This window comes from Kitasatospora sp. NPDC002522, assembly GCF_053595195.1.
Window position 1 is genome coordinate 26,602 of the sequence record NZ_JBSFXE010000020.1, and the last position, 25,115, is coordinate 51,716.

Below are 25,115 nucleotides of genomic sequence, written 5' to 3' on the forward strand. Positions count from 1 at the left end.
GTGCCGCGCGAGGGTCGGGTGGAGGACCCGGCCCCTCGAGGAGGAGCGGCTGTGCTGCGTCGTGTGCCCTGGTACCTTTCCCTGCCGATCACGCTGGCGGTGATCGCGGCGCTGTTCCTGGGCGCCGGGAAGCTCGGCTGGCTGCCGGGTCTGGTCAACCCGTTCGAGGAGAAGACCATCGACCGGAGCGGTCCGGTGCTGCTCAAGTCCGTGCAGAACATGAGCCGTTACAACGCGGCGACCGGCAACTTCCAGGTGGTGATCGACCTGGACAAGGAGGCCCGGTTCCTGCCGTCGGCGCTGCTCGGCTCGCGCACCCTGTACGTCGGCGGCGGCACCGTCGACTCCTACGTGGACCTCGGCAAGCTCGGCCCGGACTCGGTGAAGGTCTCCGCCGACCGCCTCAGCGCCACCATCGTCATACCGCACGCCCAACTCGCGGACGCCGCACTGGACGTGAAGCGCTCGTACGTGGTCTCCCAGCAGCGCGGGCTGTTCGACCGGATCGGCGACTTCTTCTCCTCGGACACCGCCGAGGACCAGCACAAGGTGGAGCTGCTGGCGGTCGACAAGATCCAGACCGCGGCGAAGGAGACCGGGCTGATCACCACCGCCGAGACGAACACCAAGCAGATGCTGCAGAACCTGCTGACCTCGCTCGGGTTCACCTCGGTGACGGTGACGGTCACCCCGTAGCCGGTGCGGTGCCGCGCCCCGGCGGGCGCGGCACCGCGGGCGGGGTCAGCGCGAGGCCGCCGCGGGCGGGCGGTGGTCGGGGTCGTGGACCTCGCCGACCAGTTCCTCCAGCACGTCCTCCAGGGCGACCAGGCCGAGCTGGCGGCCGTCGGCGTCGACCACCGCCGCCAGGTGGGCGGCGGCCCGGCGCATCACCGCGACGGCGTCGTCCAGCGGCAGGGTGGCGCGCAGCACGGTGATCGGCCGCCACAGCCGGGCCGGGACGGGCACGGTGAGGTCGTCGGCCTCCAGGGTGTCCTTGACGTGCAGGTAGCCCAGGACGGTGCCGGTGTCGTCGAGCACCGGGAAGCGCGAGAAGCCGGTGCGCACGGCGAGCTGCTGGACCTGCTCGCCGGTCACCTCGCCGGTCACCGTGACCAGTTCGGCGGCGGGCAGCATCACCTCGGTGACCGGCCGCTCGCCCATCTCCAGGGCGTCCTCCAGGCGTTCGCGGCGGCTGTCGTCGAGCAGCCCGGCCTCGCCGGAGTCGGCCAGCAGGAGCAGCAGCTGGCCGCTGGTGAAGACCGAGTCCACCTCGTCCTTCGGTTCGACCCGGAACAGCCGCAGCACCGAGTTGGCGAAGGCGTTCAGGAACGCGATCACCGGGGTCAGCCAGCGGGCCAGCCGGTCGAGCGGCGGGCCGAGCCACAGCGCGGCCTTCTCCGGTCCGGCCAGCGCCAGGTTCTTCGGCACCATCTCGCCGATCACCATGTGCAGGAAGACCACGAGGCTCAGCGCGATGGCGTAGCTGAGCACGTGCATCGCCGAGTCGGGCACGCCGAGCGCGTGGAAGACCGGCTCCAGCAGGTGCGCGATGGTCGGTTCGGCCAGCGCGCCGAGCAGCAGCGAGCAGACGGTGATGCCGAGTTGGGCGGCGGCCAGCATCGCGGAGACGTTGGACAGCGCGTGCAGCACGGTGCGGGCGCGCTTGTCGCCGGCCTCGGCGAGCGGTTCGATCTGGCTGCGGCGAACCGTGATGACGGCGAACTCGGCGCCGACGAAGAAGGCGTTGCCGAGCAGCAGGAGCAGCGAGAAGGCGAGTTGCAGGGCGCTCATCGGTGGCCGTCCTCGTCGTCCCGGTCGTGCTCGGAGCGGGTGCGGCGCACCTCGACCCGGCTGGTGCGGTGCCGGTCGACCGCGGTGACGGTGAACTCCCAGCCGGGGAGTTCGGCCGTCTCGCCGACCGCGGGCAGCTTGCCGAGCCGGTCGGCGAGCAGGCCGCCGAGGGTCTCGTACGGGCCGTCGGGCGCCTGCAGGCCGATCTTGGCGAGCTGGTCGAGCCGGGCCCGGCCGTCGGCGTCCCACACCGGCAGGCCGTCGCGCGGGCTGAGCGCGCGCAGTTCGGGGGTGTCGGCGGGGTCGTGCTCGTCCTGCACCTCGCCGACCACCTCCTCGACGATGTCCTCGATGGTGGCGACGCCGGCGGTGCCGCCGTACTCGTCGATCACCACGGCCATCGGCTCGCGGCGGCGCAGCAGGTCCAGCAGCCGCTCGGCGGGCATGGTCTCGGGGACCAGCAGCGGCGGGGCGGCGAGGTGCCGGATCCGGGTGTGGTCGCGGCGCTCGGCGGGCACCGCGAGGGCGTCCTTGAGGGTGACGGTGCCGGTGACCTCGTCCAGGCTCTCGGCGTAGACCGGGAAGCGGCTCAGGCCGGTGGCCCGGGTCAGGTTGAGCACGTCGGTGGCGGTGGCGTCCTGCTGGAGCGCGGCGACGTCGATCCGCGGGGTCATCACCGACTCGGCGGTGAGTTCGCGCAGGCCCAGGGTGCGGACGAACAGCGTCGCCGACTCCTCGTCCATCGCGCCGGCCTGGTACGAGTGCCGGGCGAGGGCGACCAGTTCGTCGGGGGTGCGGGCGTGGCCGAGCTCCTCCTGCGGTTCGACGCCGAGGGCCCGGACGATCCGGTCGGCGGAGCCGTTGAGGAAGGCGATCAGCGGGCGGCAGACGGCGGAGAACACCCGCTGCGGGCCGACCACGGCGTAGGCGACCTGCATCGGGCGGGAGATCGCCCAGTTCTTGGGCACCAGTTCGCCGATCACCATCTGGATCACGGTGGCCAGCACCAGGCCGACGATCAGCGCGGTGCCGCGCGCCGCCGAGGACGGCAGGCCGAGGGCGGTGAAGACCGGCTGCAGCAGGGTGGAGAGCGCCGGTTCGGCGAGCATGCCGACCACCAGCGAGGTGATGGTGATGCCGAGCTGGGCGCCGGAGAGCTGGAACGACAACTTGTGCAGGGCCCGCAGGAGGCTCTTGGCGCGCCGGTCGCCGGCGGACGCGGCGCGCTCCACGGCGCCCCGGTCGGCGGTCACGAACGCGAACTCGGCGGCCACGAACAGGCCGTTGGCGAGGATCAGCAGGAAGGCCGCGAGCAGCAGGAGCCAGGCGGTGGTCACTGGGCCGCCCGCCTTCCCTGGCGTGGAAGCTGCATGGCGGCGCGGGTACTACCGGACGGATCGTCCATCGAGGGGAGGTGTCACTCCTCTGGTCGCGGGTGATCGCGGCGGGGCGGATTCGGGTGCCTTTGCCGCGGTTTTACCAGCGTAGACCATACCCGAACGGCTCCGGGATCTTGTTCGACCCGCCCGTCCGGGGGCGTGCCGCGCCGCGGTCAGCGCGCCGCGGCGGCGTGCTGCTCGACCAGGTCGCGCAGCGTCCGGGCGGCCCGGATCGCCTGCTCGCGGCCGCCCGCGGGCTGGATGCCGACCGCGGCGAGCGCGGTGCCGTCGGCGAGGTCGAGCACCACCCAGGGGTCGCCGGCCCGGAAGTTGACCCGGACCACCTCGGCCCAGGCCAGCCGGCGGCTGCGGACGAAGTTGACCACGGTCAGGCCGTCCGCGTCGGCGACCACCTTGGGGCGGGCCAGCATCAGGGCGACCGCGGCGAACAGCAGCCCGCTGCAGACCATCATCACCCGGTCGTTGAACTGCCAGTTCTCCGGCAGCGCGACGGCGAGCGCGGAGAACAGCAGCACCATCACCGCGCACAGCGTCAGCAGCACGGCACGGTTGCGGCGGGGGGCCCAGGTGACGGGCAGGGTGTCGGCGGCGGGGGCGGTCACGGGTGGCTCCAAGGACAGGCGGGGCCGGCGGGCGGCCCCGCCTGATGGCGGATCAGATCGGGTCGGCGATCGGCGGGTCAGAGCCGGCAGGCGTGGATGTTGGTGACCAGGATGGCACGGGCGCCGATCGCCCACAGGTCGTCCATGATCCGCTGGGCCTCCTTGCGGAGCACCATCGAGCGGACCGCCACCCAGCCCTCGGTGTGCAGCGGGGAGACGGTCGGCGACTCCAGGCCCGGGGTGAGCGCGACCGCCTCGCTGACCTTCTCGGCGCGGATGTCGTAGTCCATCAGCACGTAGCGGCGGGCCACCAGCACGCCCTGCAGCCGGCGCAGGAACTGCTCGACCCGGGCGTCCTCGCCGGCGCCCTTGGGCCGGATGATCACCGCGTCGGAGATCAGGATCGGGTCGCCGAACACCTCCAGGCCCGCGTTGCGCAGGCTGGTGCCGGTCTCCACCACGTCGGCGATCACGTCGGCGACGCCCAGGTGCACGGCGGTCTCCACCGCGCCGTCCAGCTTGGTGACGGTGGCCTTCACGCCGTGCTCGGCGAGGTGCTGCTCGACCAGCCCGGTGTACGAGGTGGCGATCCGCAGCCCGTCGAGCTGCTGCACGTCGGCGAAGTCGGTGCCGACCGGCTTGGCGAACCGGAAGGTCGACCCGGCGAAGCCGAGCGCCAGCACCTCCTCGGCGTCCGAGGCGGAGTCCAGCAGCAGGTCGCGCCCGGTCAGGCCGACGTCGAGCCGGCCGGAGCCGACGTAGACGGCGATGTCGCGGGGGCGCAGGAAGAAGAACTCGACCTGGTTGTCCGGGTCGACCAGGACGAGTTCCTTGGCGTCCTTGCGCTGCCGGTAGCCGGCCTCATGGAGCATCTCCGCCGCGGGACCCGAGAGCGAACCCTTGTTGGGGACGGCGATGCGGAGCATGAGAGCGGACCCTTCGCGTTGACTGAAATGGGGTGGATCTAGAGGTACTTGTACACGTCTTCGAGCGTCAGCCCGCGGGCGATCATCATCACCTGAAGGTGGTACAGCAGCTGGGAGATCTCCTCCGCCGCCGCCTCGTCGCCCTGGTACTCGGCGGCCATCCAGACCTCGGCGGCCTCCTCCACGACCTTCTTGCCGATCGTGTGGACGCCCGCCCGCACCAGCTCGGCGGTACGGGAGGTCGCGGGGTCGCCGGTGGCGGCCTTCTGCTGGAGCTCGGTGAAGAGCTCCTCGAATGTCTTCGAAGCCATGATGAGCTCACCTTACGGGTTCAGGGCTGACGGACGGTAAACGGTCCCGCACCGTGGACAGTCCGGTGGACAGCGGGCGGACGTCGGCTCAGCGCCAGGGCTCGGAGACCGAGCGCAGCGCGGCGGCGGTGGCGACCGCGGCGGTGACCGCCTCGTGGCCCTTGTCCTCGGCGGAGTCCGGCAGCCCGGCCCGGTCCAGCGCCTGCTGCTCGGTGTCGCAGGTGAGCACCCCGAAGCCGACCGGGACGCCGGTGTCCACCGAGACCTGGGTCAGGCCGAGGGTGGCGCCCTGGCAGACGTAGTCGAAGTGCGGGGTGCCGCCGCGGATCACCACGCCGAGCGCCACCACGGCGTCGTACCCGCGCTCGGCCAACTGCTTCGCGGCGACCGGGAGTTCGAAGGTGCCGGGGACGCGGACCACGGTCGGCTCGTCGATCCCGAGCTCCTTCAGGGCGCGGTGCGCGCCGTCCAGCAGTCCGTTCATCACCTGCTCGTGCCACTGCGCGGCGATCACCGCGACCCGCAGGTCGGCGCAGTTCTTCGGGGACAGGACGGGGGCTCCGTGGCCGGCCATGGGGTGTTCCTCTGCTTTCCGATGGTGCGTCAGGTGGTGGTGCGGGGTTGCTCAGGTGGTGGTGCGGGGTTGCTCTGGTGGTCTTACTTCTGGTCGTCGTCGAGCCACGGCAGGTCGTGGCCCATCCGGTCGCGCTTGGTGCGCAGGTAGCGCAGGTTGTGCTCGCCGGTCGCGGTGGGCAGCGCGCGGCGGGCGGCGACCTTGAGGCCGTACTCGGTGAGCGCGGTCTGCTTGGCCGGGTTGTTGCTGAGCAGGGTGAGCGAGCGGACCCCGAGGTCGGCGAGCATCTGCGCGCCGATCGAGTAGTCGCGGGCGTCGGCGGGCAGGCCCTGGTCGAGGTTGGCGTCGACGGTGTCGCGGCCCTCCTCCTGGAGCTGGTAGGCGCGCAGCTTGTGGGCCAGGCCGATGCCGCGGCCCTCGTGGCCGCGCAGGTAGAGCACCACGCCGCGGCCGGCCTCGGCGACGGCGGCCAGCGAGGCCTCCAGCTGCGGGCCGCAGTCGCAGCGCAGCGAGCCGAACACGTCGCCGGTGAGGCACTCGGAGTGCAGCCGGACCAGCACGTCCTCGCCGTCGGGGAGGCGTCCGTCGGCGTCCAGGCCGCCGGCGACCAGCGCCAGGTGCTCGACCCCGTCGATCGTCCCGCGGTAGCCGACGGCGGTGAACTCGCCGTGCTCGGTGGGCAGTGCGGTGACGGCGGCGCGGTCGACGTGCAGTTCGGTGCGGCGCCGGTAGGCGATCAGGTCCTCGATCGAGATGATCGCCAGGCCGTGCTCGCGGGCGAAGGCGTGCAGTTCGGGCAGCCGGGACATGGTGCCGTCGTCGTTGACCACCTCGGCGATGGCGCCGGCCGCGGGCAGGCCGGCGAGCCGGGCCAGGTCGACTGCGGCCTCGGTGTGGCCGGGGCGGACCAGCACGCCGCCCTCGACCGCGCGCAGCGGGAAGACGTGGCCGGGCCGGGTGAGGTCGGCGGGCTCGGTGCCGGCCGAGGCGAGCAGCTTGACGGTGCGGGCCCGGTCGGCGGCCGAGATGCCGGTGGAGACGCCGTCGCGGGCGTCCACCGACACGGCGTACGCGGTGCCCTTGCGGTCCTCGTTGACCTGGGTCATCGGCGGCAGCTTGAGCCGGTCGAGCTCGTCGCCCGTCATCGGCACGCAGATCACGCCGGAGCTGTAGCGGATGGTGAAGGCCATCAGCTCGGGGGTGGCGGCGGAGGCGGCGAAGACGATGTCGCCCTCGTTCTCGCGGTCCTCGTCGTCCACCACGATCACCGGGCGGCCGAGGGCGATGTCGGCGACGGCGCGCTCGACCGGGTCGAGGGCGAGCTGTTCGCTGTGCTGGGCGCTCATGCGGCGACTCCCTTGGCGATCGAGGCGGTGGGGGCGGTGCGGGCCTTCGTCCACCAGCTGACCAGGCCGGCCAGCACCAGGACGAAGTAGATGCTGAAGGTGAGGGCGGTGAAGGTGTAGCCGTGGTTGTAGGCGTACGGCACGCCGATCAGGTCGACGGCGAGCCAGGCGAACCAGAACTCGACCCAGCCGCGGGCCTGGGCGTACATCGCGGCGAGCGTGCCGACGAAGATGTAGGCGTCGAACAGCGGGGCCCAGGACAGCTTCGGGACGGCGTGGAACAGCGCGGTGACGGCGGCGGTGCCGGCCGCGGTGGCGACGACCAGCAGGGCCCGCTCGCGCCAGGTGGCGAAGCGCACCGCGATGTCACCGGCGTCGCCGCGGCCGCGGTTCCACTGCGTCCAGCCCCAGACGGCGGTGACCACGACGATCACCTGCTTGCCTATCAGGCCGGGCACCTGCCCGCCGAGGAAGGCGGTGATCAGGACGGCGCCGGCCAGCAGCTGCGCCGGCCAGGTGAGCACCGAGCGGCGCCAGCCGAGGGCGAGCGCGCCGAGGCCGATCAGGTTGCCGATCATGTCGGCCCACTTCACCTGCTCGCCGAAGGCGGTGAAGGTGAGTTCTCCGAGGCCGCTCACTTGGCGTCCTCCCGCACACCCGCGGCGAGGCCGGCCGGCAGGGCGCCCGCGGTGAGCAGCCGCTCGACGTACTTGGCGAGCACGTCCACCTCGAGGTTGACCGGGTCGCCGACGGCCTTGGCGCCGAGCGTGGTCATCTCCAGCGTGGCGGGGATCAGCGAGACGGTGAAGGAGTCCTGCGCCGCCTCGACGACGGTGAGGCTCACTCCGTCCACGGTGATCGACCCCTTCTCGACCAGGTACCGCGCGATCGGCTGCGGCAGGGAGAAGCGCAGCACCTCCCAGCGGGGGGTGCCGTCCGCGTCGAGGTCGCCGGGGCTGCGGGAGATCAGGGCGCCGGTGGCGTCGACGTGGCCCTGCACCAGGTGGCCGCCGAGCCGGGCGCCGAGCGACATCGCCCGCTCCAGGTTGACCCGGGAGCCGGGGCGGAGCGCGCCGAGGCTGGAGCGGTGCAGCGTCTCGGCCATCACGTCGGCGCTGAACTCGCCGGGCTGCGCGGCCAGTTGCTCGTTGTTCTCGAGGACGGTCAGGCAGACGCCGTTGACCGCGATGGAGTCGCCGTGCCGGGCGTCGGCCGTGACGACCGGACCGCGCAGGCGGATTCGCGAGGATTCGCCGATCTCCTCGATGGAGACGACCTCGCCGAGCTCTTCGATGATGCCGGTGAACACCCGGGTTCTCCTCGCGCTTGGGGCGCGGACTCCGGGGCGGCTCGAGGGAGTTGACTGCGGACGGGGATGCCGGAACGCACCCGGTTGCCAGGGCGTCGTCGCCATGGCACGGGTTCGACTCCGTGCACCTGCACACCCCGGCCCTCGGGTGGGCCGTGGTCACTGCAAATCGTCCGCCGCGCACGCCTCCCATCCGGACTTTAACCGTCGGTCCAGGAGTTTCACCTGGTCAACCGGCCGCTGGCTGCGGACGGGTCGCGGACTGTAACCGCCGGTTCGGATTTTCACCGACCCCGGAGTGCGCTGAACGTCACTGCTACTGCACTGAGTATTCTGCCACGCCCCCTTGCCCGGTCCGCAAGGATGCGCCGTGTGGCCTGGTTCACGTCGCCGCAGGAGTCTTGGAGGGAATAGTCCTCCGCGGTGGAGGACTCGGCCGCTCGAGGAGTTGAGCGCGATGGCGATGTTCATGGACGTCCACCACGGAATGGCGGGCATCACCGCCGAGCAGTTGAAGGCCGCGCACGAGGCGGACCTGGCGGTCCAGGGCGAGGAGGGCGTCAGCTTCGAACAGGCGTGGGCCGACCCGGAGTCCGGCACCGTGTACTGCCTGTCGTCGGCACCCGACGCCGAAGCGGTGCAGCGCGTCCACGAGCGCACCGGGCACCGCGCGGACGAGGTGCACCCCGTCCCGCTGCACGTCTGAGGCACCGACGGGGTGTCGGAGCACGATCGGGCGGCGTAGCGTCGCCCGACGTGATCTTCGATGCCCTCGCCGCGGACGCGATCCGCGACCCCGCCCGACTCCGGGCCGTCTACGAGCAGCCGAGCGAACTGGTGCGCCGCAAGCAGGTGGACCACCTGCACGACGCGGCCCGCCGGTTCATCGGCTGCTCGTCGCTGCTCTTCCTCGCCACCCACGACGCCGACGGCAACTGCGACGCCACCCCGCGCGGCGGCCCGCCCGGCTTCGTCTCGGTCCTCGACGACCGCACCCTGGCCATCCCCGACGCCACCGGCAACCGGCGGCTGGACAGCCTGCACAACATCATCGCCACCGGGAAGGCCGGCCTGGTGTTCACGGTGCCCGGCCGGGAGTCCACGCTGCGGGTCAACGGCCGGGCCTGCGTCAGCACCGACCCGCGACTGCTGGAGCAGCTCACCGCCGTGGGCAAGCCGCCGCGCACGGCGATCGTGGTGGCCGCCGACGAGGTGTACCAGCACTGCCCGAAGGCGCTGCTGCGCGGTTCCGCCTGGCGCCCCGAGCAGTGGCTCGCCCCCGACGCGGTGCCGAGCTCGGCGGAGATCACCCTCTCCCACCTGAACGACCCGGCCCTGACGCTGGATCACATCCTGGCGGCCGAGGAGGAGTCGCTGCGGCTGCGCTACGAGTGACCCCGGGCGGTGTGGCCGGTGAACCCGCTCCGGCCGGCTTCCGTGCACTCTGGTGCATCCTTGAAGGACCGCCGCATAGGCGGATCTTTGGGGGGCCATAGGTCCGGCTTATGACCACATAAGCCGGACCTCCGTACCGGGACGGCCCGCCGGCCGGAAGGCTGGCGGCACGCGCCCCGAAGCGAACCCGAAGCGAATTGGAGAACCCGCCCATGACCCGCCCCGTCCGGGTGGCCATCGTCGGTGCCGGCCCCGCCGGGATCTACGCCGCCGACGCGCTGCTGAAGTCCGAGCTGGCCACCGCCCCCGGCGTCTCCATCGACCTGATCGAGCGGCTGCCCGCCCCCTTCGGCCTGATCCGCTACGGCGTCGCCCCGGACCATCCGCGGATCAAGGGCATCATCACCGCGCTGCACCAGGTGCTCGACAAGCCGCAGGTCCGCCTGCTCGGCAACGTGGACTACCCGGGCGACCTGTCGCTGGACGAGCTCCACCGCTTCTACGACGCCCTGGTCTTCGCGACCGGCGCGGAGGCCGACCGCGACCTCACCATCCCCGGCATAGAGCTGGACGGCTCGTACGGCGCCGCCGAGTTCGTCTCCTGGTACGACGGCCACCCCGAGGTCCCGCGCGAGTGGCCGCTGGAGGCCGAGCAGGTCGCCGTGCTCGGCGTCGGCAACGTCGCCCTCGACGTGGCCCGGATCCTCGCCAAGACCGCCGACGAGCTGCTGCCCACCGAGATCCCGCCGAACGTGCACGCCGGCCTGGCCGCCAACCGCGCCGTCGAGGTGCACGTCTTCGGCCGCCGCGGCCCGGCGCAGGCCAAGTTCTCGCCGATGGAGCTGCGCGAGCTCGACCACTCCCCCACCATCGAGGTCGTCGTCGACCCCGAGGACATCGACTACGACGACGGCTCGATCGCCACCCGGCGCGGCAACAAGCAGGCCGACATGGTCGCCGCCACCCTGGAGAACTGGGCGATCCGCGACATCGGCGACCGCCCGCACCGCCTCCACCTGCACTTCTTCGAGAACCCGGTCGAGGTGCTCGGCGCCGACGGCCGGGTGGTCGCGCTGCGCACCGAGCGCACCCGCCTCGACGGCACCGGCAACACGGTGGGCACCGGCGAGTTCCGCGAGTGGCCGGTCCAGGCGGTCTACCGCGCGGTCGGCTACCGCTCCGACGAGCTGCCCAAGCTGCCCTTCGACGCGCTCTCCGCGACCGTCCCGCACGAGGCCGGCCGGGTCCAGGAGAACGGCTCCCCGCTCCCGTCGGTGTACGTCACCGGCTGGATCAAGCGCGGCCCGATCGGCCTGATCGGCCACACCAAGGGCGACGCCAACGAGACCGTCGCCTGCCTGGTCGAGGACCACTCCGCGGGCCGCCTGCGCCCCGCCGCCGACCCCGCCGAGGAGGCCGTCACCGACTTCCTGCGCTCGCGCGGCGTCGACTTCACCACCTGGGAGGGCTGGCACCGCCTCGACGCCCACGAGCGGCAGCTGGGCGCCGCCGAGGGCCGCGAACGCGTCAAGGTGGTCGACCGGGTCGCCATGCTCGACGCCTCCGCGAGCGACCGCGCCGCGGACCGGCGCCCGACCGCCGAGTAGCCGTCGACGGGGCGCCCCGCGGCGCCCCGTCACCTGACGGTCGGTCAGCCCGCCGCGTCCAGGCGGGCGAGGTCCTCCGGGGTGAGCCGGACCGCGGCCGCGGCGAGGTTCTCGCGCAGGTGGGCGGGGTTGCCGGTGCCGGGTATGGCGAGGACGTGCGGGCCCTGGTGCAGGGTCCAGGCGAGGCGCAGCTGGGCGGGGGTGATGCCGTGCGCCGCGGCGACGGCCTCGACCTCGGGGTGCTCGCCGGCCGCCTGCTCGGCCAGGGCGCCCTCCCGCCGGTCGCCCGCGATGGCGAAGAACGGCACGAAGGCGATGCCCGACTCGCCGCAGCGGCGCAGCAGTTCGTCCGAGTCGCGGCTGCCCAGCCCGTAGCGGTTCTGCACGCAGACCACCGGGGCGACGGTGAGCGCCGCGTCGAGCTGCTCGATCGAGGCGTTCGACAGGCCGAGCTGGCGGATCAGTCCGGCGGTGCGCAACTCGGCGAGGGCGCCGAAGTGTTCGGCGACGTCGACGGGCCGGTTGGGCAGCCGCAGGTTGACCACGTCGAGGTGGTCGCGGCCGAGCTGGCGCAGGTTCTCCTCGACCTGGCCGCGCAGCTGGGCCGGCTCCGCCCAGTGCCACTCGCCCCAACTGTCCCGGCCGGGACCGACCTTGGTGGTGATCACCAGCTCCTCGGAGTACGGTGCGAGCGCGCTGTTGATCAGCTCGTTGGCGGAGCGCAGCGCCGAGAAGTAGAAGGCGGCGGTGTCGATGTGGTTCACCCCGCGCTCGACCGCCTCCCGCAGCACCGCGATCGACTGCTCCCGGGGCCGCACCGTGCCGCGGTCGAAACCGCCGCTGCCGGTGGTCCGCATCGCCCCGTACCCCATCCGGTGGACCGTCAGGTCGCCCAGCTTCCACTGCCCGGCGGCCGCCGCGTCGATCGTCGTCTGCTCACTCATGGGCGGAGTCTCGCATGCGAACGGCCGTGCGGGTCAAGCCGCGTGGGCGTCGTCGGGGTCACGCCGGGCGGGCGTCCGCCCGAGCGCGGCCGGCGGCGTCGGAGAGCTTGATCAGGACGGCGGTGAGCAGCCAGTTGGCGGTCAGCGAGGAGCCGCCCGCGGCGAGGAACGGCAGCGCCTTGCCGGTCAGCGGGATCAGTCCGGTGACGCCGCCGACGACCACGAACACCTGCAGGGCGACGGCGGCGGAGAGCCCGGTGGCCAGCAGCTTGCCGAACGGGTCGGAGAGCCCGACGGCGGTGCGCAGGCCGCGCTGCACGAACAGCGTGTAGACCAGCAGCACGGCCATCGCCCCGGCCAGGCCGAGTTCCTCCCCGATGGTGGTGAAGATGAAGTCGCTGCGCCCGGCGAACCCGATCAGGAACGGCCGGCCCTGGCCGAGTCCGGTGCCCAGCACGCCCCCGCTGCCGAGGCTGAACAGCGCCTGCGCGGGCTGGTCGGAGATCAGCGACTTGTCGTGCACCGGCAGGTAGTAGTCGAGCGGGTGCAGCCAGGCCTCCACCCGGCCGTGCACGTGCGGCTCCAGCGAGCCGACCACGGCCGCCCCGCCGACGGCCATCAGCAGGCCGAGCAGGATCCAGCTGGTGCGCTCGGTGGCGACGTACAGCAGCACCACGAAGACGCCGAAGAAGATCAGCGAGGTGCCGAGGTCGCGTTCGAAGATCAGCACCAGCAGGCTGACCACCCAGATCGCCAGCACCGGCCCGAGGTTGCGGCCGCGCGGCAGGCTCAGGCCCCACACCTTGCGGCCGACCAGGGAGAGCGCGTCCCGATTGGCCGTCAGGTAGCCCGCGAAGAACACGGTGATGGCGACCTTGACGAACTCGCCGGGCTCGAAGGAGAGTCCGCCGAGGTCGATCCAGCGCTTGGCGCCGAAGTTGTCGCCGGGGAAGAAGGCGGGTGCGGCCAGCAGCACCAGCGCGCCCGTCATGAGCAGGTAGACGTACTTCTGGAACACCCGGTGGTGGCGCACCACCACCAGCACCCCGACCGCCACCACGGCGCCGAGCACCGTCCACTGCACCTGGGAGGGCGCGGCGGGCAGCTTCTGCCAGTCGCCCTTCTGCGCGTGCCACAGCGCGTACGACTGGTCGAGCCGGTCCAGCAGCACCAGGCCGAAGCCGGTGAGGAAGACCGCCAGCGGCAGGATCAGCGGGTCCGCGTGGCCGGCGAACCGCCGCACCGCCAGGTGCAGGGCGAGGGCGAGCGCGGTCAGGCCGAGCCCGTACGGGAGCAGGCCCGCGGGCAGGGCGTCGTTCAGCGCCAGGTTGGCGCTGGTGTAGCCGGCCAGGCAGACCGCCACGGCCACCAGGAGCAGCCCCAGTTCGAGATTGCGCCGCCGCACGTCCGTCCCGCCGCCGCTCCTGCGCGCGCTGGCTGCCACCGGGCTCCCCCACTCGGTCGTCGGTGCCCGGCCCGGTCGGGCCCGACCCTGCGACGACGCCGACGCGCCGGTGCCGGGTTCCCTCGCGTGCGATCCAACTCACCCCGGCGCACGGCGCGCCGGGGAATGACGGTGGTCGTCCACCCGGTTGAACCCGACGTACGATATACCCATGGGGGTATCGGCGGGTGAGGTTGGGCCCCCTCCCTCACCGCCCGACCCCCGCGCCCCGCTTCGAGAGGAACCCCACCCATGTGCCGACGCGTCACCTGCAAGTCCTGCGGCAAGGCCACCTACGCCGGCTGCGGCATGCACGTCGACCAGGTCCTGTCCGGCGTCCCGAAGGCCCAGCGCTGCAGCTGCGCCGCCGACACCGCCGCGACCGGCTCGGGCTCCGGCTCCGGCTCCTGGCTGTCCCGGCTGTTCGGTCGCCGGGGCGTGGCGGGCGGTGGCACGAGCAGCACGAGGTGAGGTCGGGCCAGGAGAGCAAGCCGGGAGTGGGCATCCGGTCGGCCGGGGCCTCAGCATGGACCGTCCGTTCCGTCCGGCCGACCCTGCGGAGACCACAGCCATGCCCCACATCAGCATCACCAACGACCTCCCGGGCATCAGCGGCCTGATGGCCCAGCGCCCCGACACCGCCGCCCCGTTGAACCAGCTCGCCGAGACGCTGCTGCGCAGCCCGCAGTCCCTGGCGCTGAGCCGAGGCGAGCGCGAGCTGATCGCGGCGTACACCTCGGAACTCAACGAGACGGAGTTCTGCTCGGGATCGCACAGCGCTTTCGCCGCGGCGCAACTCGACGGCGGCCCGGAGCTGGTGAAGGCGGTGCTGCACGGGCTCGACGAGGCGCCCATCTCCCCCAAGCTGCGGGCCCTGCTGCGCATCGCCGCCGCCGTCCGCGGGCCGGTCCGGGCACTGCCGCCGGAGCTGGTGGCCGAGGCGAGGGCGGCCGGCGCCGACGACGAGCAGATCCACGACACCGTGCTGATCGCGGCGGCGTTCTGCCTCTACAACCGCTACGTCACCTGCCTCGACACCGAACTGCCCGCCGACCCCGGCTACTACGAGGAGGGCGCCAAGCGCATCGTCGCCCGCGGCTACTCCCCGGCCGCCGGCTGACCCACGCCGTCAGGCCCGCCCAAGCCGACGAGCAGTCAGGCTCACCCCGACGAGCCGTCAGGCCGCACGCCGCCGCTCCGACGGATCGTCAGGTGAGCAGGCCCGCGACCTCGGTCAGGTCCCGGACTCGCGGCACCTGGCGGTCGGTGCCCAGGTCGTGGCGGTCCAGCCAGATGCCGAGCAGGCCGGCGTCGGTCGCGCCCAGGGCGTCGGTTTCCAGTCGGTCGCCGACGTACGCGGTGCGCTCGGGGGCGGCGCCGAGCCGCTCGCAGGCCAGTCGGAAGATGGCCGGATCCGGCTTGGCGATGCCCTCCTCCGACGACGCGACGGTCCGCTCGGCGAGCTCGCCCAGGCCCATCGCGTGCAGCTTGCGACGCTGGCGCGGGCCGTCGCCGTTGGTGACCACGCCCAGCTGCCGGCCGGCCGCCAGTGCCCGCACCGCCCTGGGCACCTCCGGGTACGCGCGCCAGGACCGCTCGTAGCGCCGCAGGTACCCCGCGAACCAGGCGTCGGCCCGCTCGTCGGTCCACTCGCCGAGCCCGAGCCGCGCCGCCAGCCCCACGGCCCGCGCGCGGCGCTGCTCCTGCTGCGTCAACTCCCGCGCCACGTAGCGCTCGTAGAAGGTCTCCTGCAGCTCGCGCCAGTGCTCCAGCACCTCGGACCGCTCGAACGACCGCCCGGGGAACTCGGCGGCGACGGCCGCCAGCAGGGCCGCCGAGGAAGCGCCGTCGTGATCCAGCAGCGTCCCGTCGAGGTCCAGCAGCACCGCCTCGATGACCATCCCGCACCCCTCCCACGACCCGACCCGGCTCCGGCCGGAACTCCCCACCCTACCCGCCCCTGACGGAGCGCCACCGCGCCGTCGGCAATCCGGCCGACGTCCACCACCCCGCCCGACCCGACCTGCGATCATCGAACCGCACGGTACACACACCACCACGAAAACGGGGATCCCATGATCGGCACCCTCCTGATCGGCGTCCTGCTGCTCACCCTGGGCGGCTGCGCCTGCGTGATCTGGGCCGAGCGCGGCGGCCCGACCTGGACCCGCCCCGTCGCCCGCGCCACCCTGGCGGCCGGCGCCCTGGTCCGCCACGCCCAGCGCCGCCGCCGCGGGCTGGGCTCCGACCGCAGCTCGGGCGACACCGACTGACGGATCGTCAGGAACGCCGAAGGCGCTGAGCCGCGCGGGTGCCCGGCAGGTCGACCTGGTAGTAGCTGCTGTTGGCGCCGCGCAGCCGCTTCGCCAACTCGGCCGCCTCCAGCGCCTGTTCCGCGGACAGCCGGCGCGCCGCCCAGAGCAGCGCGGCGCCGTCCGCCGCCTCCGGCTCGCGGGCGGGCGGCGGTTCGGGAAGGACGACGCCGACCAGGGCGGCCAACGCGCCCGGGTCGATGCCCAGCACCGTCGCGATGTCGGTGACCAGACGCGAAGTCAGTTCCACCGCGCCGCGGGCGATCCCGACCCAGGTGGTCGCCGACAGGTAACTGGGCGTCAGCACGGCCATGACGTACGCCGTGCCCGCCCGCGCCAGGTTCCGGCAGGCGACCATCCGCATCAGCCGATGGCCCGGCCCCGACCGGTCGCCGGCGGTCCAGTCCCACTCCCCGCCGCCGGTGTGCGGCGCCGCAGGGAAGGCGCGGACGAAGCGCAGCACCTCGCCGCGCCGCTCCGGCGTCAGGTGCACGGCGTCCTGCACCAGCCTCGCCACCGAGCTCGCCGCCCCCGGATCACCCGGCGCCAGCTCGTCCGGGACGGGCCGGCCCGCGAGGATCAGCAGATCCGCCTCGTGCAGCCCCAGCAGCGGGGCGAGGTGTCGCAGCCATGCCTCCGTCGGCTCCGCGCCCGCCAGGACCCCGTCGAACTCCGGACCCGCCGCCCACTCCCCCGCGCCCGGCCCCCGGTACTCCAGCAGTCGGGCCAGCATCGCCCCGAATCCCCCGTGCTCGTCCATGTCCGGGAGCGTAGCCGCCCGCAGGCGACGGGGCGTCAGTCGGCCAGGCCCAGCGGGTCCGGGGCGTCGGCGAGCAGGTCGGGGCCGTTGTTGGCGACGCGGTTGACGGTGGTGGGGACGGCGCGGACGCGGAGGTTGCCGTCGGCGGGGCGGTGCAGCAGGTGGTGCAGGTCGGCGCGGTCGGTGTTGGCGGGGTCGAGCCAGTCCCCGAGGTCGTCCCGGGTGACGGTCAGCGGCATCCGGTCGTGGACCCGGCCCGCGCTGTCGGTGGCGTCCTGGGTGATGATCGTCGCGGTGGTCAGCCAGGCGGCCGGGTTGTCGTCGGGGAGCGTGGCGTCCCGCCAGAACTCGTACAGCCCGGCCATCAGCATCACCTCGCCCGTGCTGAGGTAGTACGGCTGCTTGAACGCTTTGCGGCCGTCCCCGGCCGGGACCTGCTTCCACTCGTAGTACCCGTCCGCCGGGATCACGCAGCGCCGGGCGGTGAACGCCTTGCGGAAGGACGGCTTCTGGTCGACGGTCTCCGACCGGGCGTTGATCATCCGAGCCCCGCCGGACGGGTCCTTCGCCCAGGACGGGACCAACCCCCAGCGCAGCGCCCGCAGTTGGCGCACCACCTCGCCGCTCTCGGGGTCCACCCGCTCCAGCACCGCGGGCACCGGATCGGTGGGCGCCACGTTCCAGCTCGGCGCCAGCGCCTCGGTGGGATTCCACCGCGCCACGGACAGCAGCGCGACGAGGTCGTTGGGATCAGTGGTGGAGACGAACCGACCGCACATGGTCCCCACCTTGCCACCGAACCCCGCCCGCCGCACGCACCTCGGCGGTCCCGCCCGTCAGGAGTAGTAGTTGCGCACCCAGCGGTGCCCGGCCAGCACGGCGAGCTGCTCGGCACCGAGCGGGACGCCGTCGCCGACGGGCACGTTGCGCTCGACGTTGCGGACCGAGCGCATCCCGGGGATCACCGTGGAGACGGCCGGTGCGCTGAGCACGAAGCGCAGCGCGGTCTCGGCTAGTTGGGAGCGGTCGATGCCGAGGTCGGCGGTGATCGCCTTCACCCGGCGATCGACCTCGGCGAGGCGGTCGTCGCGGAAGTAGCGGCGGCGGAAGTCACCCTCGGGGAAGACCGTGCCGGGGGCGAGCTGCCCGGTCAGGCCGCCCTCGTCGAGGGCGACCCGGACGATGACGCCGACGCCGTGCTCCTGGCAGGCGGGGAGGAGTTCGTCCAGCGGGGACTGGTCGAAGACGTTGAAGATCACCTGGACCGCGTCGACCACGCCGCTGCGCACCAACTCCAGGGCGTTGTGCGGCTCGTGGTCGTTGATGGAGACGCCGAACAGCCCGATGGCGCCGGACGCCTTGAGGTCGGTGACGGTCTCCAGCCAGTCGCCGCGGCCGGTCCACTCGTCGCTCCACACGTGGAACTGCACCAGGTCGAACCGCTCCAGGCCGCTGGCCCGCAGGCTGGTCTCGACGCTCTGCCGGATGTGCGCGCCGGGGAAGGTCTCCGCCGGGTCGACGCCGCGGCCGGCGGGCCACTGGCGGTTCAGCGGCGGCACCTTGGTGGCCACCACCACCCGCTCGCCGTTGGCGGCGCGCTCCCGCACCACCCGGCCGACCAGCCGTTCGCTCTCACCGTAACCACGGGCGGTGTCGATGAAATTGACGCCGAGGTCGACGGCGCGGTGCAGCGCCCGCAGCGACTCGTCCTCCTCGGCCCCGATCCAGCCCGAGGCGCCGATGCCCCACGCGCCGTAGCCGACCTCCGACACCGAAACCCCGCTGCGTCCCAACTCCCGGTACCGCACCCGGCATCCTCCTCGCGTCACGACCGACCGGCAGACTGCGCCGCCCGTGACGATAGATCGTCAGGCCGCCGGCCGCCAGGGCACATTGCCCGGCGCCGGCGCTACCGGCCGGTACGGCGGCTCGGGCACCGGGCAGCCGTGCGGCTAGCATCGACGGCGCAGGCAGCACCCGCACCGGAGAGACGGCCATGACCCCCGACCCGCACCACCTGACGGCCGCCCGACTCACCGCGCTCGGTCCGTACTTCGCCGTCCGCACGGACCCACCACCGGCCGCCGCCCGCCCGTTGCGCGAGCTCTCCGCCGCGGACGGCCCGCTCGCCGCGCGGATCGCCGAGGTCGGCCGGATCCTGCGGACCCGCGAGCCCCGGGTCGCCGCCTCCACCGCCCACCTGGGGCTGGCCGCCCGGCTCTGGTCGGTCGGCCTCGGCGTCGCCGCGCTCACCGGCCGCACCCCCGCCCTGGACGCCGCGCGCTTCACCCTCCCGCCGCAGGGCCCGCTCGACCTCTGGCTGTCCGAGCCCGCCGGCCCCGAGCCCGCGACGGCCGACACCCTCGCCGCCGCCGTCCTGGACGCCCACCTCACCCCGCTCGCCGAGGCCGTCCGCACGGTCGCCCCCGTCGCCCCGGGCCTGCTCGCGGGCAACACCGCCTCCGCGCTGGTCGGCACCGCACGCCAGCTCACCGCCCTGCCGGTCGCCGCCGTCCTCGCCAGGCAGCTCCTCAGCCACCCGGCCCTCGCCCCCACCGGCACCCTCACCCCGCCCGGTCGTCCGCTCGCCTTCCGCCGCACCTCCTGCTGCCTCTACTACCGCACCCCCGCCGGCGGCCTCTGCGGCGACTGCGTCTTCACCCGCCCACCGGCCCGCCCGCGCTGACGGAGCGTCACGGGGCGTACCCGGAAGCGCCGCCGCCCGGCCGGACCGCCGCCGCTGCGCGGGGTGGTCCGGCCGGGCGGGCGGGGGGATCAGCCCTTGGTGATGCGGGTCCAGCTGAACGGACCGAAGGAGGTGGCGGTGGTCGGGTTGTGCGCGCCCGGGGTGACGGTCAGCTTCAGCCACTCCAGCGGCACGGTGCTGCCGTGGACCACGATGCGGTGGAAGTTCGGGACGTTGTAGCTCGGGTGACTCGTCCAGGCGTCCTCGGCGCAGACGCCGGCGTCGCCGGTGCAGGCCGAGCCCTGGGTCAGCGGGTCGTCCGAGCGGTAGACGTGCGAGTCGCCCATCAGCAGCAGCACCGGCTTGCCGAAGGCGGTGGTGTGCGAGGCCAGGCTGGAGATGATCGGCTCGTAGTTCGCCACGTGCGCGGCGGTCTTGCCGTCCAGGTCCCACATGTCGGCCTGGGTGGTGACCACGACGGAGGAGACGCCGCCGAGGTGGGCCAGGGTGAAGGCGGTGTTCAGCCAGCGCAGGTCGGCGGCGGTGCGCTTGGCGGCCTCGTCGAGCTGCTCCTGGGAGGCGGTCGGCGCGCCGTACCAGGGGTCGGCGTCGTTGTTGGAGCCGCCGGGCACGTTGATCGTGACGAACAGGGTGCCGTTCTTGACCCACAGCACGTTCTCGACGTACGTGGCGTCCTCGGGGTGCAGCCAGTTCGGCAGCTGCGCCTGGGAGAGGACGCGCAGCGAGTCGCTGCCGAGGGTGTGGCCGGGCCGGGCGAAGAACGTCTTGCGGATCAGGTCGAGGTTCTTGGCCGGGTTGCCGGCGGCGTAGTCGACGGGCTGGCCGGTGGCCGGGTCGAGGACCGGGTCGATCTGGCCGGTGGCCGCGTTGTACTTGCCGCCGCCCTCGCCGGCCTTGTGGCAGTCGGCCCACTCGTTGTCGCCGGGGGTGTAGACCAGCGGGTCGGCGAAGGTCTTCCACAGCGCGGCGATGGACTGGTCGTACGCCTCGGTGCAGTACTGCTTGCCGGAGTGGATGTCGCCCACGTGGATGACCGTGCTGACGTCCGGGTCGGCGTTGACCGAGGCGATGAACGCCGGGGTGGCCTGGAACTCGGCGGTGTCGGTCGGGCTGGTGCCGTACGGGGCGTCGCCGTAGACCGCGAGCGTGAACGGCGCGCGGGCGCCGCGGGCCGGACCGTCCTGGTCCGCCGAGGCGGCGGTGGCCGGTATCACGGTCATCGCGAGGGCCAGGCTGGCGGCTGCGTAGAGGCGTCTGTTCATGCTGTCTCCCGGTGTGTTCGCCGTGTGCTGGTGCATTGTGCTGGCGACGCGCACCGCCGCGGGCAACGGCCGGATGAACGCTGGTTCAAGACAGTGGCGGGAAACCGCTCCGCAGGCTCGCCGCGAGCAGCGTGGGCGCCTCGGCCAACGACGGTCCGTACCAGGTGAGATGACGCCCGCTCACCAGGGCGTGCGGCAGGCCGGGGAACGCCTCCGGGCCGTCGGTGGCGGTGAAGCGGTAGGGCTCGTCCGGCAGGATCACCAACTCGGCGCCGCAGGAGCGCAGTTCGTCGATGGGAACGCGCGGGTAGCGCTCGGGGTGGTCGGCGTGGACGAGGGTGACGCCGAGGCGCTGCAGCAGGTCGCCGGCGAAGGTGTCGCGGCCAAGCACCATCCAGGGGCGGCACCAGATCGGCACCACGGCCGGCACGCCGTCCAGTCGCGGCACCGACTGCCACGCCGCGTCCGCCGTCGCCAGCCAGTCGGGAGGCGGGGCCTGCAGGGCGTCGACGAGCAGGCGGCGGAGCGAGGCGAGCGCGGAGTCCAGGTCGCGGATCCGGGTGGTCCACACCGGTGCCCCGGCTGCGCGGAGTTCGGCCAGGTCCGGGGCCCGGTTCTCCTCCTCGTTGGCGATCACCAGGTCGGGCGCGAGCGCCAGCACCCGCGCCACGTCGGGGTTCTTGGTGCCGCCGATCCGGGCGGCGTCGAGCCCGGCGGGGTGGGTGCACCAGTCGGTGGCGCCGACCAGCAGTCCGGGCGCGGTCACCGTGACCGCCTCGGTGAGCGAGGGCACCAGCGAGACCACCCGGCGCACCGGTCCGAGCCGGACGGGCGTGCCCTCGTCGTCGGTCAACTCCCGTGCTGCGGCCACGGAACCACACGCTAGCAGGGGTCGGCGGGCCCGCCCCCTGAGCGCGCCCGCCGACCGCTGGAGAAGAAAAACTACTTCAGGTACGGACCTGCTGTCCCGATCTTCCCGGGCGCGGGGTTGCCCGGGAGATCGAGGACGTAGACCCGCAGGTTGCCCTTGCCGGGTGCGGCGATGGACAGCGTGCCGTCGGTGACCGTCCGCACGTCGCCCGAAACCGCGTCCCGGTAGGTGCCGTTGGGGATGCCGGTGAACGCGGCCGCGTCGGTGACGGTGACCAGCGCGAAGGAGTCGACGCCGCTCGCGGCGTCGGTGTAGCGGCGCTTGAAGGCCATGCCGCCGTTCACCCCCTCGGTGGAGTACTGGCCCATCTGGAGCGCCGGGATCGCCCGCCGGATCTGGTTGAGCCGCTGCACCTGCTGGACCAGCGGCTGCTGCAGCGTGGTGGCGACGGGGCCGCTCGCGCCGGAGACCACGGAGAAGTCGGAGGCGACGACGGTGCCTTCGACGTGGTCGCCGTAGTAGGCGCGACCGGTGGTGGCCAGCGGGCAGGACGGCCCGCAGTCGATGGTCTTCCCGGCCTGGAACTCGATCTCCGAGCCGTAGTACAGCGTCGGGATGCCGCGGAAGGTCCACATCAACGCCATGTTCTCGGCCCAGGCGTCGGTGCCCCCGGTGTAGCGGACGGACGACTTGTTCGGCCCGTAGTCGTGGCTGTCCACGTACACCACGTTGTAGGTGGCGTCGTTGGTGGAGTCGTCGGAGTCCTTGCCGTTGCTGAAGGCGTTGTGCGCGTCACCGAAGTTCATGTGCATCCGCATGTCGATGATGTTCATGCCGGAGAACTTCGAGTGGTCGGGCGCGTGGTAGGCGTTGCCGTTCAGGAACGCGTTGGTGGACGTCGGCTGGTTGCCGGTGCCGAGCTGCTCCTCGTAGGTGTACTGGTCGAGCGCGGCCTGCACGTCGTCGGCGGTGTAGTCCTTGCGCTCCTTCCAGGTGTAGAACTGCGCGGAGTGGTTGACCGAGCCGCGGTTCCACTTGTCGTTGACGAACGCGGCGACCTCGCCGAAGACGAAGAAGTTCTGACCCTTCGTCGGCCCCCAGTCCTGGGTGACGCGCTGCTGGATCGCGGGCAGGAACCGGCGGTTCCAGGTGACCCGCGGGATGTGCACGGCGGTGTCGACCCGGAAGCCGTCCACGCCCATGTCGATGTACTTGTCGTACGCGCCGATCAGGTAGTTCTGCACCTCGGCGTTCTCGGTGTTGAAGTCCGCCAGGTCGTCGGCCAGCCAGCAGGAGCGCGAGTCCTCGCCCTCCCAGTTCCCGATCCAGCAGCTATGAAAGTAGCGAGCCGGGAACATGCCCGACGTCGGGCTCGGCCACTGGCAGTTGTAGATGGTGTAGCCCTCGGGGCTCTTGTACTGGGTGGGGTTGCCCCAGCCGACGCAGGTCTGGCCGGACGGCTGGGTGGTCGACCACAGGTCGCCGTTGTAGTACGACTTGCCGCTCTTCGGCTCGACGGTCAGGCCGTCGTACTCGAAGCCGGGCTGCTTCTCGTCGTAGTACCAGGACCACTGCGCGTCCCGGACGCCGTACACGGTCGGCACGAACAGGCCCTTCGCGCCCCACCGGGAGCTGTGGTTGTAGACCACGTCCTGGTAGATCTTGATGCCCTTGGCGTGCGCGGCGTTGATCAGGTCCTGGTACGAGGCGCCAGCCGACTCAAGGCGCGGGTCGACCTGGTAGAAGTCCCAGCCGTGGTAGCCGTGGTAGTCGTAGTCGGAGCGGTTGAGCACCACCGGGGTGATCCAGACCGCCGAGAAGCCGAGGCCCTTGATGTAGTCGAGCTTCTGCACCAGGCCCTTGAAGTCGCTGCGGAACATCGGGTCGTTGTTGGCGGCGTTGCCGGACTTCACGTCCTGGTTGCCGCCGCGGTCGTTGGAGGTGTCGCCGTCGTAGAAGCGGGCGGTGAGCACGAAGTAGATCGGGTCCTTGCGCGGGTCGGTGCCGATCATCTCGCCGGGCTTGGCGGCCGGCGGGGCGTCACCGGTGGTGGCGACCGCGGCGGCGGAGGCGGCGGACACGTTGCCGGCCGCGTCCAGCGCCTTCACCGTGTACGTGTAGACGGTGCGCGCCTCCAGCCCGCTGTCCGAGTACACCGTCGAGCCGACGTTGATCACCGAGCTGCCCTTGGTGCCGCCGCTGCGGGTGACCTGATAGCCCGTCACCCCGGTGTCGTCGGTGGACGGCTCCCAGGTCAGCACGATCGAGGTGTCGGTGGCACTGGCGTTCACCGAGCCGGGCACGCTCGGCGCGGTGGTGTCCGGCACCACCGCGGCGCACGGGTCGGCCGCGTTGGCGGTGACCCTGCCGTTCTGCACGGTGCTCAAGCCCGCCGGGACGACGTAGTTGGCGCCGTTGTTGTTGTCCCAGGTGCCGTTGCCGTTGTTGAACGTGGCGGCCATCGTCGCGGCGCTGCCGAGCGGGACGGTCCGCTTGTACCAGCCCGGGCAGGCGAGCGTCATGCCGACGCCCGGCACCGCCGTCCACGCCCCGCCGGCCGGCGCGTAGTGCAGGTTGACGATGCTCCACCCCACCACGGCGGTCGAGTAGAAGACCGTGGCGCTGTTCCCGGACGGACTAGGGCTGGTGCTGGGGCTGGCCGACGCGGACGGGCTCGGGCTGGCGCTCGGGCTCACGCTGGCGGACGCGGACGGGCTCGGGCTCGGGCTGGCGGTGGTGCCGCAGGGGTCGGTGGCGTCGATCACCCCGTCCTTCACCGTCACCGTCCCGGTGCCGAGCGCGTAGTTCTTTCCGCCGTTGTTGTCCCAGGTGCCCGTGCCGTTGTTGAAGGTCGCCTGCAGGCCGGTGGCGGTGCCGAGGTCCACGGTCCTCTTCACCCAGTCCGTGCAGGCCGCGGCCATCGCCACGCCGGGCACCGTGGTCCACGTCCCGCCGTTGGGGGCGTAGTGCAGGTCGTAGGCCGACCAGTTGCGGGTCCTGGTGTAGTAGTAGACCGTCGTCCCGGCCGCACCAGTCGACGCGCTCGGGCTCGGACTCGGCGACGCGGTACCGCCGTTGTCGGTGCCGCACGGATCGCTGTGGGCGACCACACCGTCCTTGACCACCACGGTGCCGGTGCCCAGGGCGTAGTTCTTCCCGCCGTTGTTGTCCCAGGTGCCCGTGCCGTTGTTGAAGGTCGCCTGCAGACCGGTGGCGGTGCCGAGGTCCACGGTCCTCTTCACCCAGTCCGTGCAGGCGGGCTCCATCGCGGTGCCGGGGACGGTCGTCCAGCTGCCCCCATCGGGCGCCCAATGCAGGTTGTACGTCGACCAGTTGCGGGTCTTGGTGTAGTAGAAGACGGTGGCGGTGTTGCTGCTCGCCGCCGTGGTCGCGGTCACCGCGCCTGCGGAGAGGCCGAGTTGAGTGGTCGTCAGCAGTCCGGCGGTGAGCGCCGTGACGGCTGTCAGGACGGCGGCGATGGGGCGCCGCCGGTGCCGAGCTCTTCTGGTCAAGGGAGTGTCCCTCGGTCAGGCCGCGGGCGGTGGGGACTGCCT

The 25,115-nt window shown here is 72.6% G+C and carries 26 protein-coding genes and 1 riboswitch; of the genes, 8 read left to right on the top strand and 18 right to left on the bottom strand.

The features are described from left to right. Window positions 1-51 precede the first annotated feature (51 nt). Window positions 52-696 carry a DUF4230 domain-containing protein gene (locus tag ACWD4U_RS18620; RefSeq protein WP_363461161.1) on the top strand — a complete coding sequence of 215 codons (645 nt, stop codon included), beginning with the start codon at window positions 52-54 and terminating at the stop codon, window positions 694-696. A gap of 45 nt (window positions 697-741) precedes the next feature. Here ACWD4U_RS18620 and ACWD4U_RS18625 read toward each other — a convergent pair whose 3' ends face one another. The 9 genes from ACWD4U_RS18625 to ACWD4U_RS18665 all read right to left on the bottom strand — a co-directional run bounded on the left by ACWD4U_RS18625 (window position 742) and on the right by ACWD4U_RS18665 (window position 8,259). Then, window positions 742-1,791 (bottom strand): hemolysin family protein, encoded by a 1,050-nt coding sequence (locus tag ACWD4U_RS18625; RefSeq protein WP_363454835.1) that lies wholly within the window; start codon window positions 1,789-1,791, stop codon window positions 742-744. Continuing rightward, on the bottom strand, window positions 1,788-3,128 hold the full coding sequence (locus tag ACWD4U_RS18630; protein ID WP_363454832.1) for a hemolysin family protein: 1,341 nt from the start codon (window positions 3,126-3,128) through the stop codon (window positions 1,788-1,790). The genes ACWD4U_RS18625 and ACWD4U_RS18630 overlap by 4 nt, the downstream gene beginning before the upstream one ends. Before the next feature lie 215 nt (window positions 3,129-3,343). Next, a complete protein-coding gene (locus tag ACWD4U_RS18635) occupies window positions 3,344-3,793 on the bottom strand; it encodes a PH domain-containing protein (RefSeq protein ID WP_363454829.1) in 450 nt (149 codons plus the stop codon). Window positions 3,794-3,870: 77 nt separating this feature from the next. Then, complete coding sequence (gene hisG, locus ACWD4U_RS18640) at window positions 3,871-4,719, bottom strand: ATP phosphoribosyltransferase (RefSeq protein ID WP_363454826.1); 849 nt, start codon at window positions 4,717-4,719, stop codon at window positions 3,871-3,873. Between the two features lie 38 nt (window positions 4,720-4,757). After that, window positions 4,758-5,030 (bottom strand): phosphoribosyl-ATP diphosphatase, encoded by a 273-nt coding sequence (locus tag ACWD4U_RS18645; RefSeq protein WP_363454823.1) that lies wholly within the window; start codon window positions 5,028-5,030, stop codon window positions 4,758-4,760. Window positions 5,031-5,118: 88 nt separating this feature from the next. Beyond that, window positions 5,119-5,604, bottom strand: a complete 486-nt coding sequence (gene ribH / locus ACWD4U_RS18650) for a 6,7-dimethyl-8-ribityllumazine synthase (protein ID WP_363454820.1) — start codon at window positions 5,602-5,604, stop codon at window positions 5,119-5,121. Window positions 5,605-5,687: 83 nt separating this feature from the next. Continuing rightward, entirely contained in the window at window positions 5,688-6,950 is a 1,263-nt protein-coding gene (locus ACWD4U_RS18655; RefSeq protein ID WP_363454817.1) for a bifunctional 3,4-dihydroxy-2-butanone-4-phosphate synthase/GTP cyclohydrolase II, read from the bottom strand. Then, entirely contained in the window at window positions 6,947-7,528 is a 582-nt protein-coding gene (locus ACWD4U_RS18660; RefSeq protein ID WP_363454855.1) for a nicotinamide mononucleotide transporter family protein, read from the bottom strand. Before ACWD4U_RS18660 ends, ACWD4U_RS18655 begins: the two co-directional genes overlap by 4 nt. A 56-nt stretch (window positions 7,529-7,584) precedes the next feature. Further along, entirely contained in the window at window positions 7,585-8,259 is a 675-nt protein-coding gene (locus tag ACWD4U_RS18665) for a riboflavin synthase (RefSeq protein WP_363454814.1), read from the bottom strand. 177 nt (window positions 8,260-8,436) lie between these two features. Beyond that, window positions 8,437-8,564, bottom strand: a riboswitch (FMN riboswitch). 152 nt (window positions 8,565-8,716) lie between these two features. Here ACWD4U_RS18665 and ACWD4U_RS18670 point away from each other — a divergent pair. From ACWD4U_RS18670 to ACWD4U_RS18680, 3 genes are all read left to right on the top strand, one after another. Then, window positions 8,717-8,965, top strand: coding sequence for an SCO4226 family nickel-binding protein (locus ACWD4U_RS18670; protein ID WP_363454811.1), 249 nt, complete (start codon window positions 8,717-8,719; stop codon window positions 8,963-8,965). Window positions 8,966-9,015: 50 nt separating this feature from the next. Then, window positions 9,016-9,654, top strand: coding sequence for an MSMEG_1061 family FMN-dependent PPOX-type flavoprotein (locus ACWD4U_RS18675; RefSeq protein WP_449787230.1), 639 nt, complete (start codon window positions 9,016-9,018; stop codon window positions 9,652-9,654). 212 nt (window positions 9,655-9,866) lie between these two features. Beyond that, window positions 9,867-11,261, top strand: a complete 1,395-nt coding sequence (locus ACWD4U_RS18680) for an FAD-dependent oxidoreductase (RefSeq protein WP_363454808.1) — start codon at window positions 9,867-9,869, stop codon at window positions 11,259-11,261. Between the two features lie 44 nt (window positions 11,262-11,305). Here the strand turns inward: ACWD4U_RS18680 and ACWD4U_RS18685 are convergent, their stop codons facing one another. Continuing rightward, window positions 11,306-12,205 (bottom strand): aldo/keto reductase, encoded by a 900-nt coding sequence (locus ACWD4U_RS18685; protein ID WP_363454806.1) that lies wholly within the window; start codon window positions 12,203-12,205, stop codon window positions 11,306-11,308. A gap of 58 nt (window positions 12,206-12,263) precedes the next feature. Further along, entirely contained in the window at window positions 12,264-13,649 is a 1,386-nt protein-coding gene (locus ACWD4U_RS18690; protein ID WP_363454803.1) for an FtsW/RodA/SpoVE family cell cycle protein, read from the bottom strand. A 252-nt stretch (window positions 13,650-13,901) separates the two neighbouring features. Between ACWD4U_RS18690 and ACWD4U_RS18695 the strand changes: the two genes are divergently transcribed. Together ACWD4U_RS18695 and ACWD4U_RS18700 are read left to right on the top strand one after the other, a co-directional pair. Beyond that, window positions 13,902-14,120: a hypothetical protein gene (locus ACWD4U_RS18695; RefSeq protein ID WP_363454800.1), complete on the top strand. Its 219-nt coding sequence runs from the start codon at window positions 13,902-13,904 to the stop codon at window positions 14,118-14,120. A 100-nt stretch (window positions 14,121-14,220) separates the two neighbouring features. Next, complete coding sequence (locus ACWD4U_RS18700) at window positions 14,221-14,769, top strand: carboxymuconolactone decarboxylase family protein (protein ID WP_363454797.1); 549 nt, start codon at window positions 14,221-14,223, stop codon at window positions 14,767-14,769. Window positions 14,770-14,857: 88 nt separating this feature from the next. On the opposite strand, the gene ACWD4U_RS18705 is transcribed toward ACWD4U_RS18700, so the two are convergent. Beyond that, window positions 14,858-15,550 carry an HAD family hydrolase gene (locus ACWD4U_RS18705; protein ID WP_363454794.1) on the bottom strand — a complete coding sequence of 231 codons (693 nt, stop codon included), beginning with the start codon at window positions 15,548-15,550 and terminating at the stop codon, window positions 14,858-14,860. A 174-nt stretch (window positions 15,551-15,724) separates the two neighbouring features. Here ACWD4U_RS18705 and ACWD4U_RS18710 point away from each other — a divergent pair, with 174 nt between their 5' ends. Then, window positions 15,725-15,922, top strand: a complete 198-nt coding sequence (locus ACWD4U_RS18710; protein WP_363454791.1) for a hypothetical protein — start codon at window positions 15,725-15,727, stop codon at window positions 15,920-15,922. Window positions 15,923-15,929: 7 nt separating this feature from the next. On the opposite strand, the gene ACWD4U_RS18715 is transcribed toward ACWD4U_RS18710, so the two are convergent. Genes ACWD4U_RS18715 through ACWD4U_RS18725 form a run of 3 tightly spaced genes read right to left on the bottom strand, consistent with a single transcriptional unit; the run spans window position 15,930 to window position 18,529 of the window. Beyond that, a complete protein-coding gene (locus ACWD4U_RS18715; protein ID WP_363454789.1) occupies window positions 15,930-16,721 on the bottom strand; it encodes a hypothetical protein in 792 nt (263 codons plus the stop codon). Window positions 16,722-16,756: 35 nt separating this feature from the next. Further along, window positions 16,757-17,500 (bottom strand): SOS response-associated peptidase, encoded by a 744-nt coding sequence (locus ACWD4U_RS18720; protein ID WP_363454786.1) that lies wholly within the window; start codon window positions 17,498-17,500, stop codon window positions 16,757-16,759. Between the two features lie 57 nt (window positions 17,501-17,557). Next, the gene (locus tag ACWD4U_RS18725; protein WP_363454783.1) at window positions 17,558-18,529 is read right to left on the bottom strand and encodes an aldo/keto reductase; all 972 of its coding nucleotides are present in this window, start codon (window positions 18,527-18,529) and stop codon (window positions 17,558-17,560) included. 188 nt (window positions 18,530-18,717) lie between these two features. On the opposite strand from ACWD4U_RS18725, the gene ACWD4U_RS18730 reads away from it, so the two are divergent. After that, on the top strand, window positions 18,718-19,407 hold the full coding sequence (locus ACWD4U_RS18730; protein WP_363454780.1) for a (2Fe-2S)-binding protein: 690 nt from the start codon (window positions 18,718-18,720) through the stop codon (window positions 19,405-19,407). An 89-nt stretch (window positions 19,408-19,496) separates the two neighbouring features. Here the strand turns inward: ACWD4U_RS18730 and ACWD4U_RS18735 are convergent, their stop codons facing one another. From ACWD4U_RS18735 to ACWD4U_RS18745, 3 genes are all read right to left on the bottom strand, one after another. Further along, window positions 19,497-20,690 (bottom strand): hypothetical protein, encoded by a 1,194-nt coding sequence (locus ACWD4U_RS18735; protein ID WP_363454777.1) that lies wholly within the window; start codon window positions 20,688-20,690, stop codon window positions 19,497-19,499. An 85-nt stretch (window positions 20,691-20,775) separates the two neighbouring features. Continuing rightward, window positions 20,776-21,504, bottom strand: coding sequence for a helical backbone metal receptor (locus tag ACWD4U_RS18740; protein ID WP_363454849.1), 729 nt, complete (start codon window positions 21,502-21,504; stop codon window positions 20,776-20,778). 128 nt (window positions 21,505-21,632) lie between these two features. Then, window positions 21,633-25,073, bottom strand: a complete 3,441-nt coding sequence (locus ACWD4U_RS18745; RefSeq protein ID WP_363454774.1) for a carbohydrate binding domain-containing protein — start codon at window positions 25,071-25,073, stop codon at window positions 21,633-21,635. Window positions 25,074-25,115: the final 42 nt, after the last annotated feature.

Excerpts from the sequence above, each read along its gene's own strand:
- ACWD4U_RS18625 (WP_363454835.1), bottom strand. The coding sequence starts at position 1,791 with ATGAGCGCCCTGCAACTCGCCTTCTCGCTGCTCCTGCTGCTCGGCAAC.
- hisG (WP_363454826.1), bottom strand. The coding sequence starts at position 4,719 with ATGCTCCGCATCGCCGTCCCCAACAAGGGTTCGCTCTCGGGTCCCGCG.
- ACWD4U_RS18645 (WP_363454823.1), bottom strand. The coding sequence starts at position 5,030 with ATGGCTTCGAAGACATTCGAGGAGCTCTTCACCGAGCTCCAGCAGAAG.
- ribH (WP_363454820.1), bottom strand. The coding sequence starts at position 5,604 with ATGGCCGGCCACGGAGCCCCCGTCCTGTCCCCGAAGAACTGCGCCGAC.
- ACWD4U_RS18655 (WP_363454817.1), bottom strand. The coding sequence starts at position 6,950 with ATGAGCGCCCAGCACAGCGAACAGCTCGCCCTCGACCCGGTCGAGCGC.
- ACWD4U_RS18660 (WP_363454855.1), bottom strand. The coding sequence starts at position 7,528 with ATGATCGGCAACCTGATCGGCCTCGGCGCGCTCGCCCTCGGCTGGCGC.
- ACWD4U_RS18670 (WP_363454811.1), top strand. The coding sequence starts at position 8,717 with ATGGCGATGTTCATGGACGTCCACCACGGAATGGCGGGCATCACCGCC.
- ACWD4U_RS18680 (WP_363454808.1), top strand. The coding sequence starts at position 9,867 with ATGACCCGCCCCGTCCGGGTGGCCATCGTCGGTGCCGGCCCCGCCGGG.
- ACWD4U_RS18685 (WP_363454806.1), bottom strand. The coding sequence starts at position 12,205 with ATGAGTGAGCAGACGACGATCGACGCGGCGGCCGCCGGGCAGTGGAAG.
- ACWD4U_RS18695 (WP_363454800.1), top strand. The coding sequence starts at position 13,902 with ATGTGCCGACGCGTCACCTGCAAGTCCTGCGGCAAGGCCACCTACGCC.
- ACWD4U_RS18700 (WP_363454797.1), top strand. The coding sequence starts at position 14,221 with ATGCCCCACATCAGCATCACCAACGACCTCCCGGGCATCAGCGGCCTG.
- ACWD4U_RS18705 (WP_363454794.1), bottom strand. The coding sequence starts at position 15,550 with ATGGTCATCGAGGCGGTGCTGCTGGACCTCGACGGGACGCTGCTGGAT.
- ACWD4U_RS18710 (WP_363454791.1), top strand. The coding sequence starts at position 15,725 with ATGATCGGCACCCTCCTGATCGGCGTCCTGCTGCTCACCCTGGGCGGC.
- ACWD4U_RS18715 (WP_363454789.1), bottom strand. The coding sequence starts at position 16,721 with ATGGACGAGCACGGGGGATTCGGGGCGATGCTGGCCCGACTGCTGGAG.
- ACWD4U_RS18720 (WP_363454786.1), bottom strand. The coding sequence starts at position 17,500 with ATGTGCGGTCGGTTCGTCTCCACCACTGATCCCAACGACCTCGTCGCG.
- ACWD4U_RS18730 (WP_363454780.1), top strand. The coding sequence starts at position 18,718 with ATGACCCCCGACCCGCACCACCTGACGGCCGCCCGACTCACCGCGCTC.
- ACWD4U_RS18735 (WP_363454777.1), bottom strand. The coding sequence starts at position 20,690 with ATGAACAGACGCCTCTACGCAGCCGCCAGCCTGGCCCTCGCGATGACC.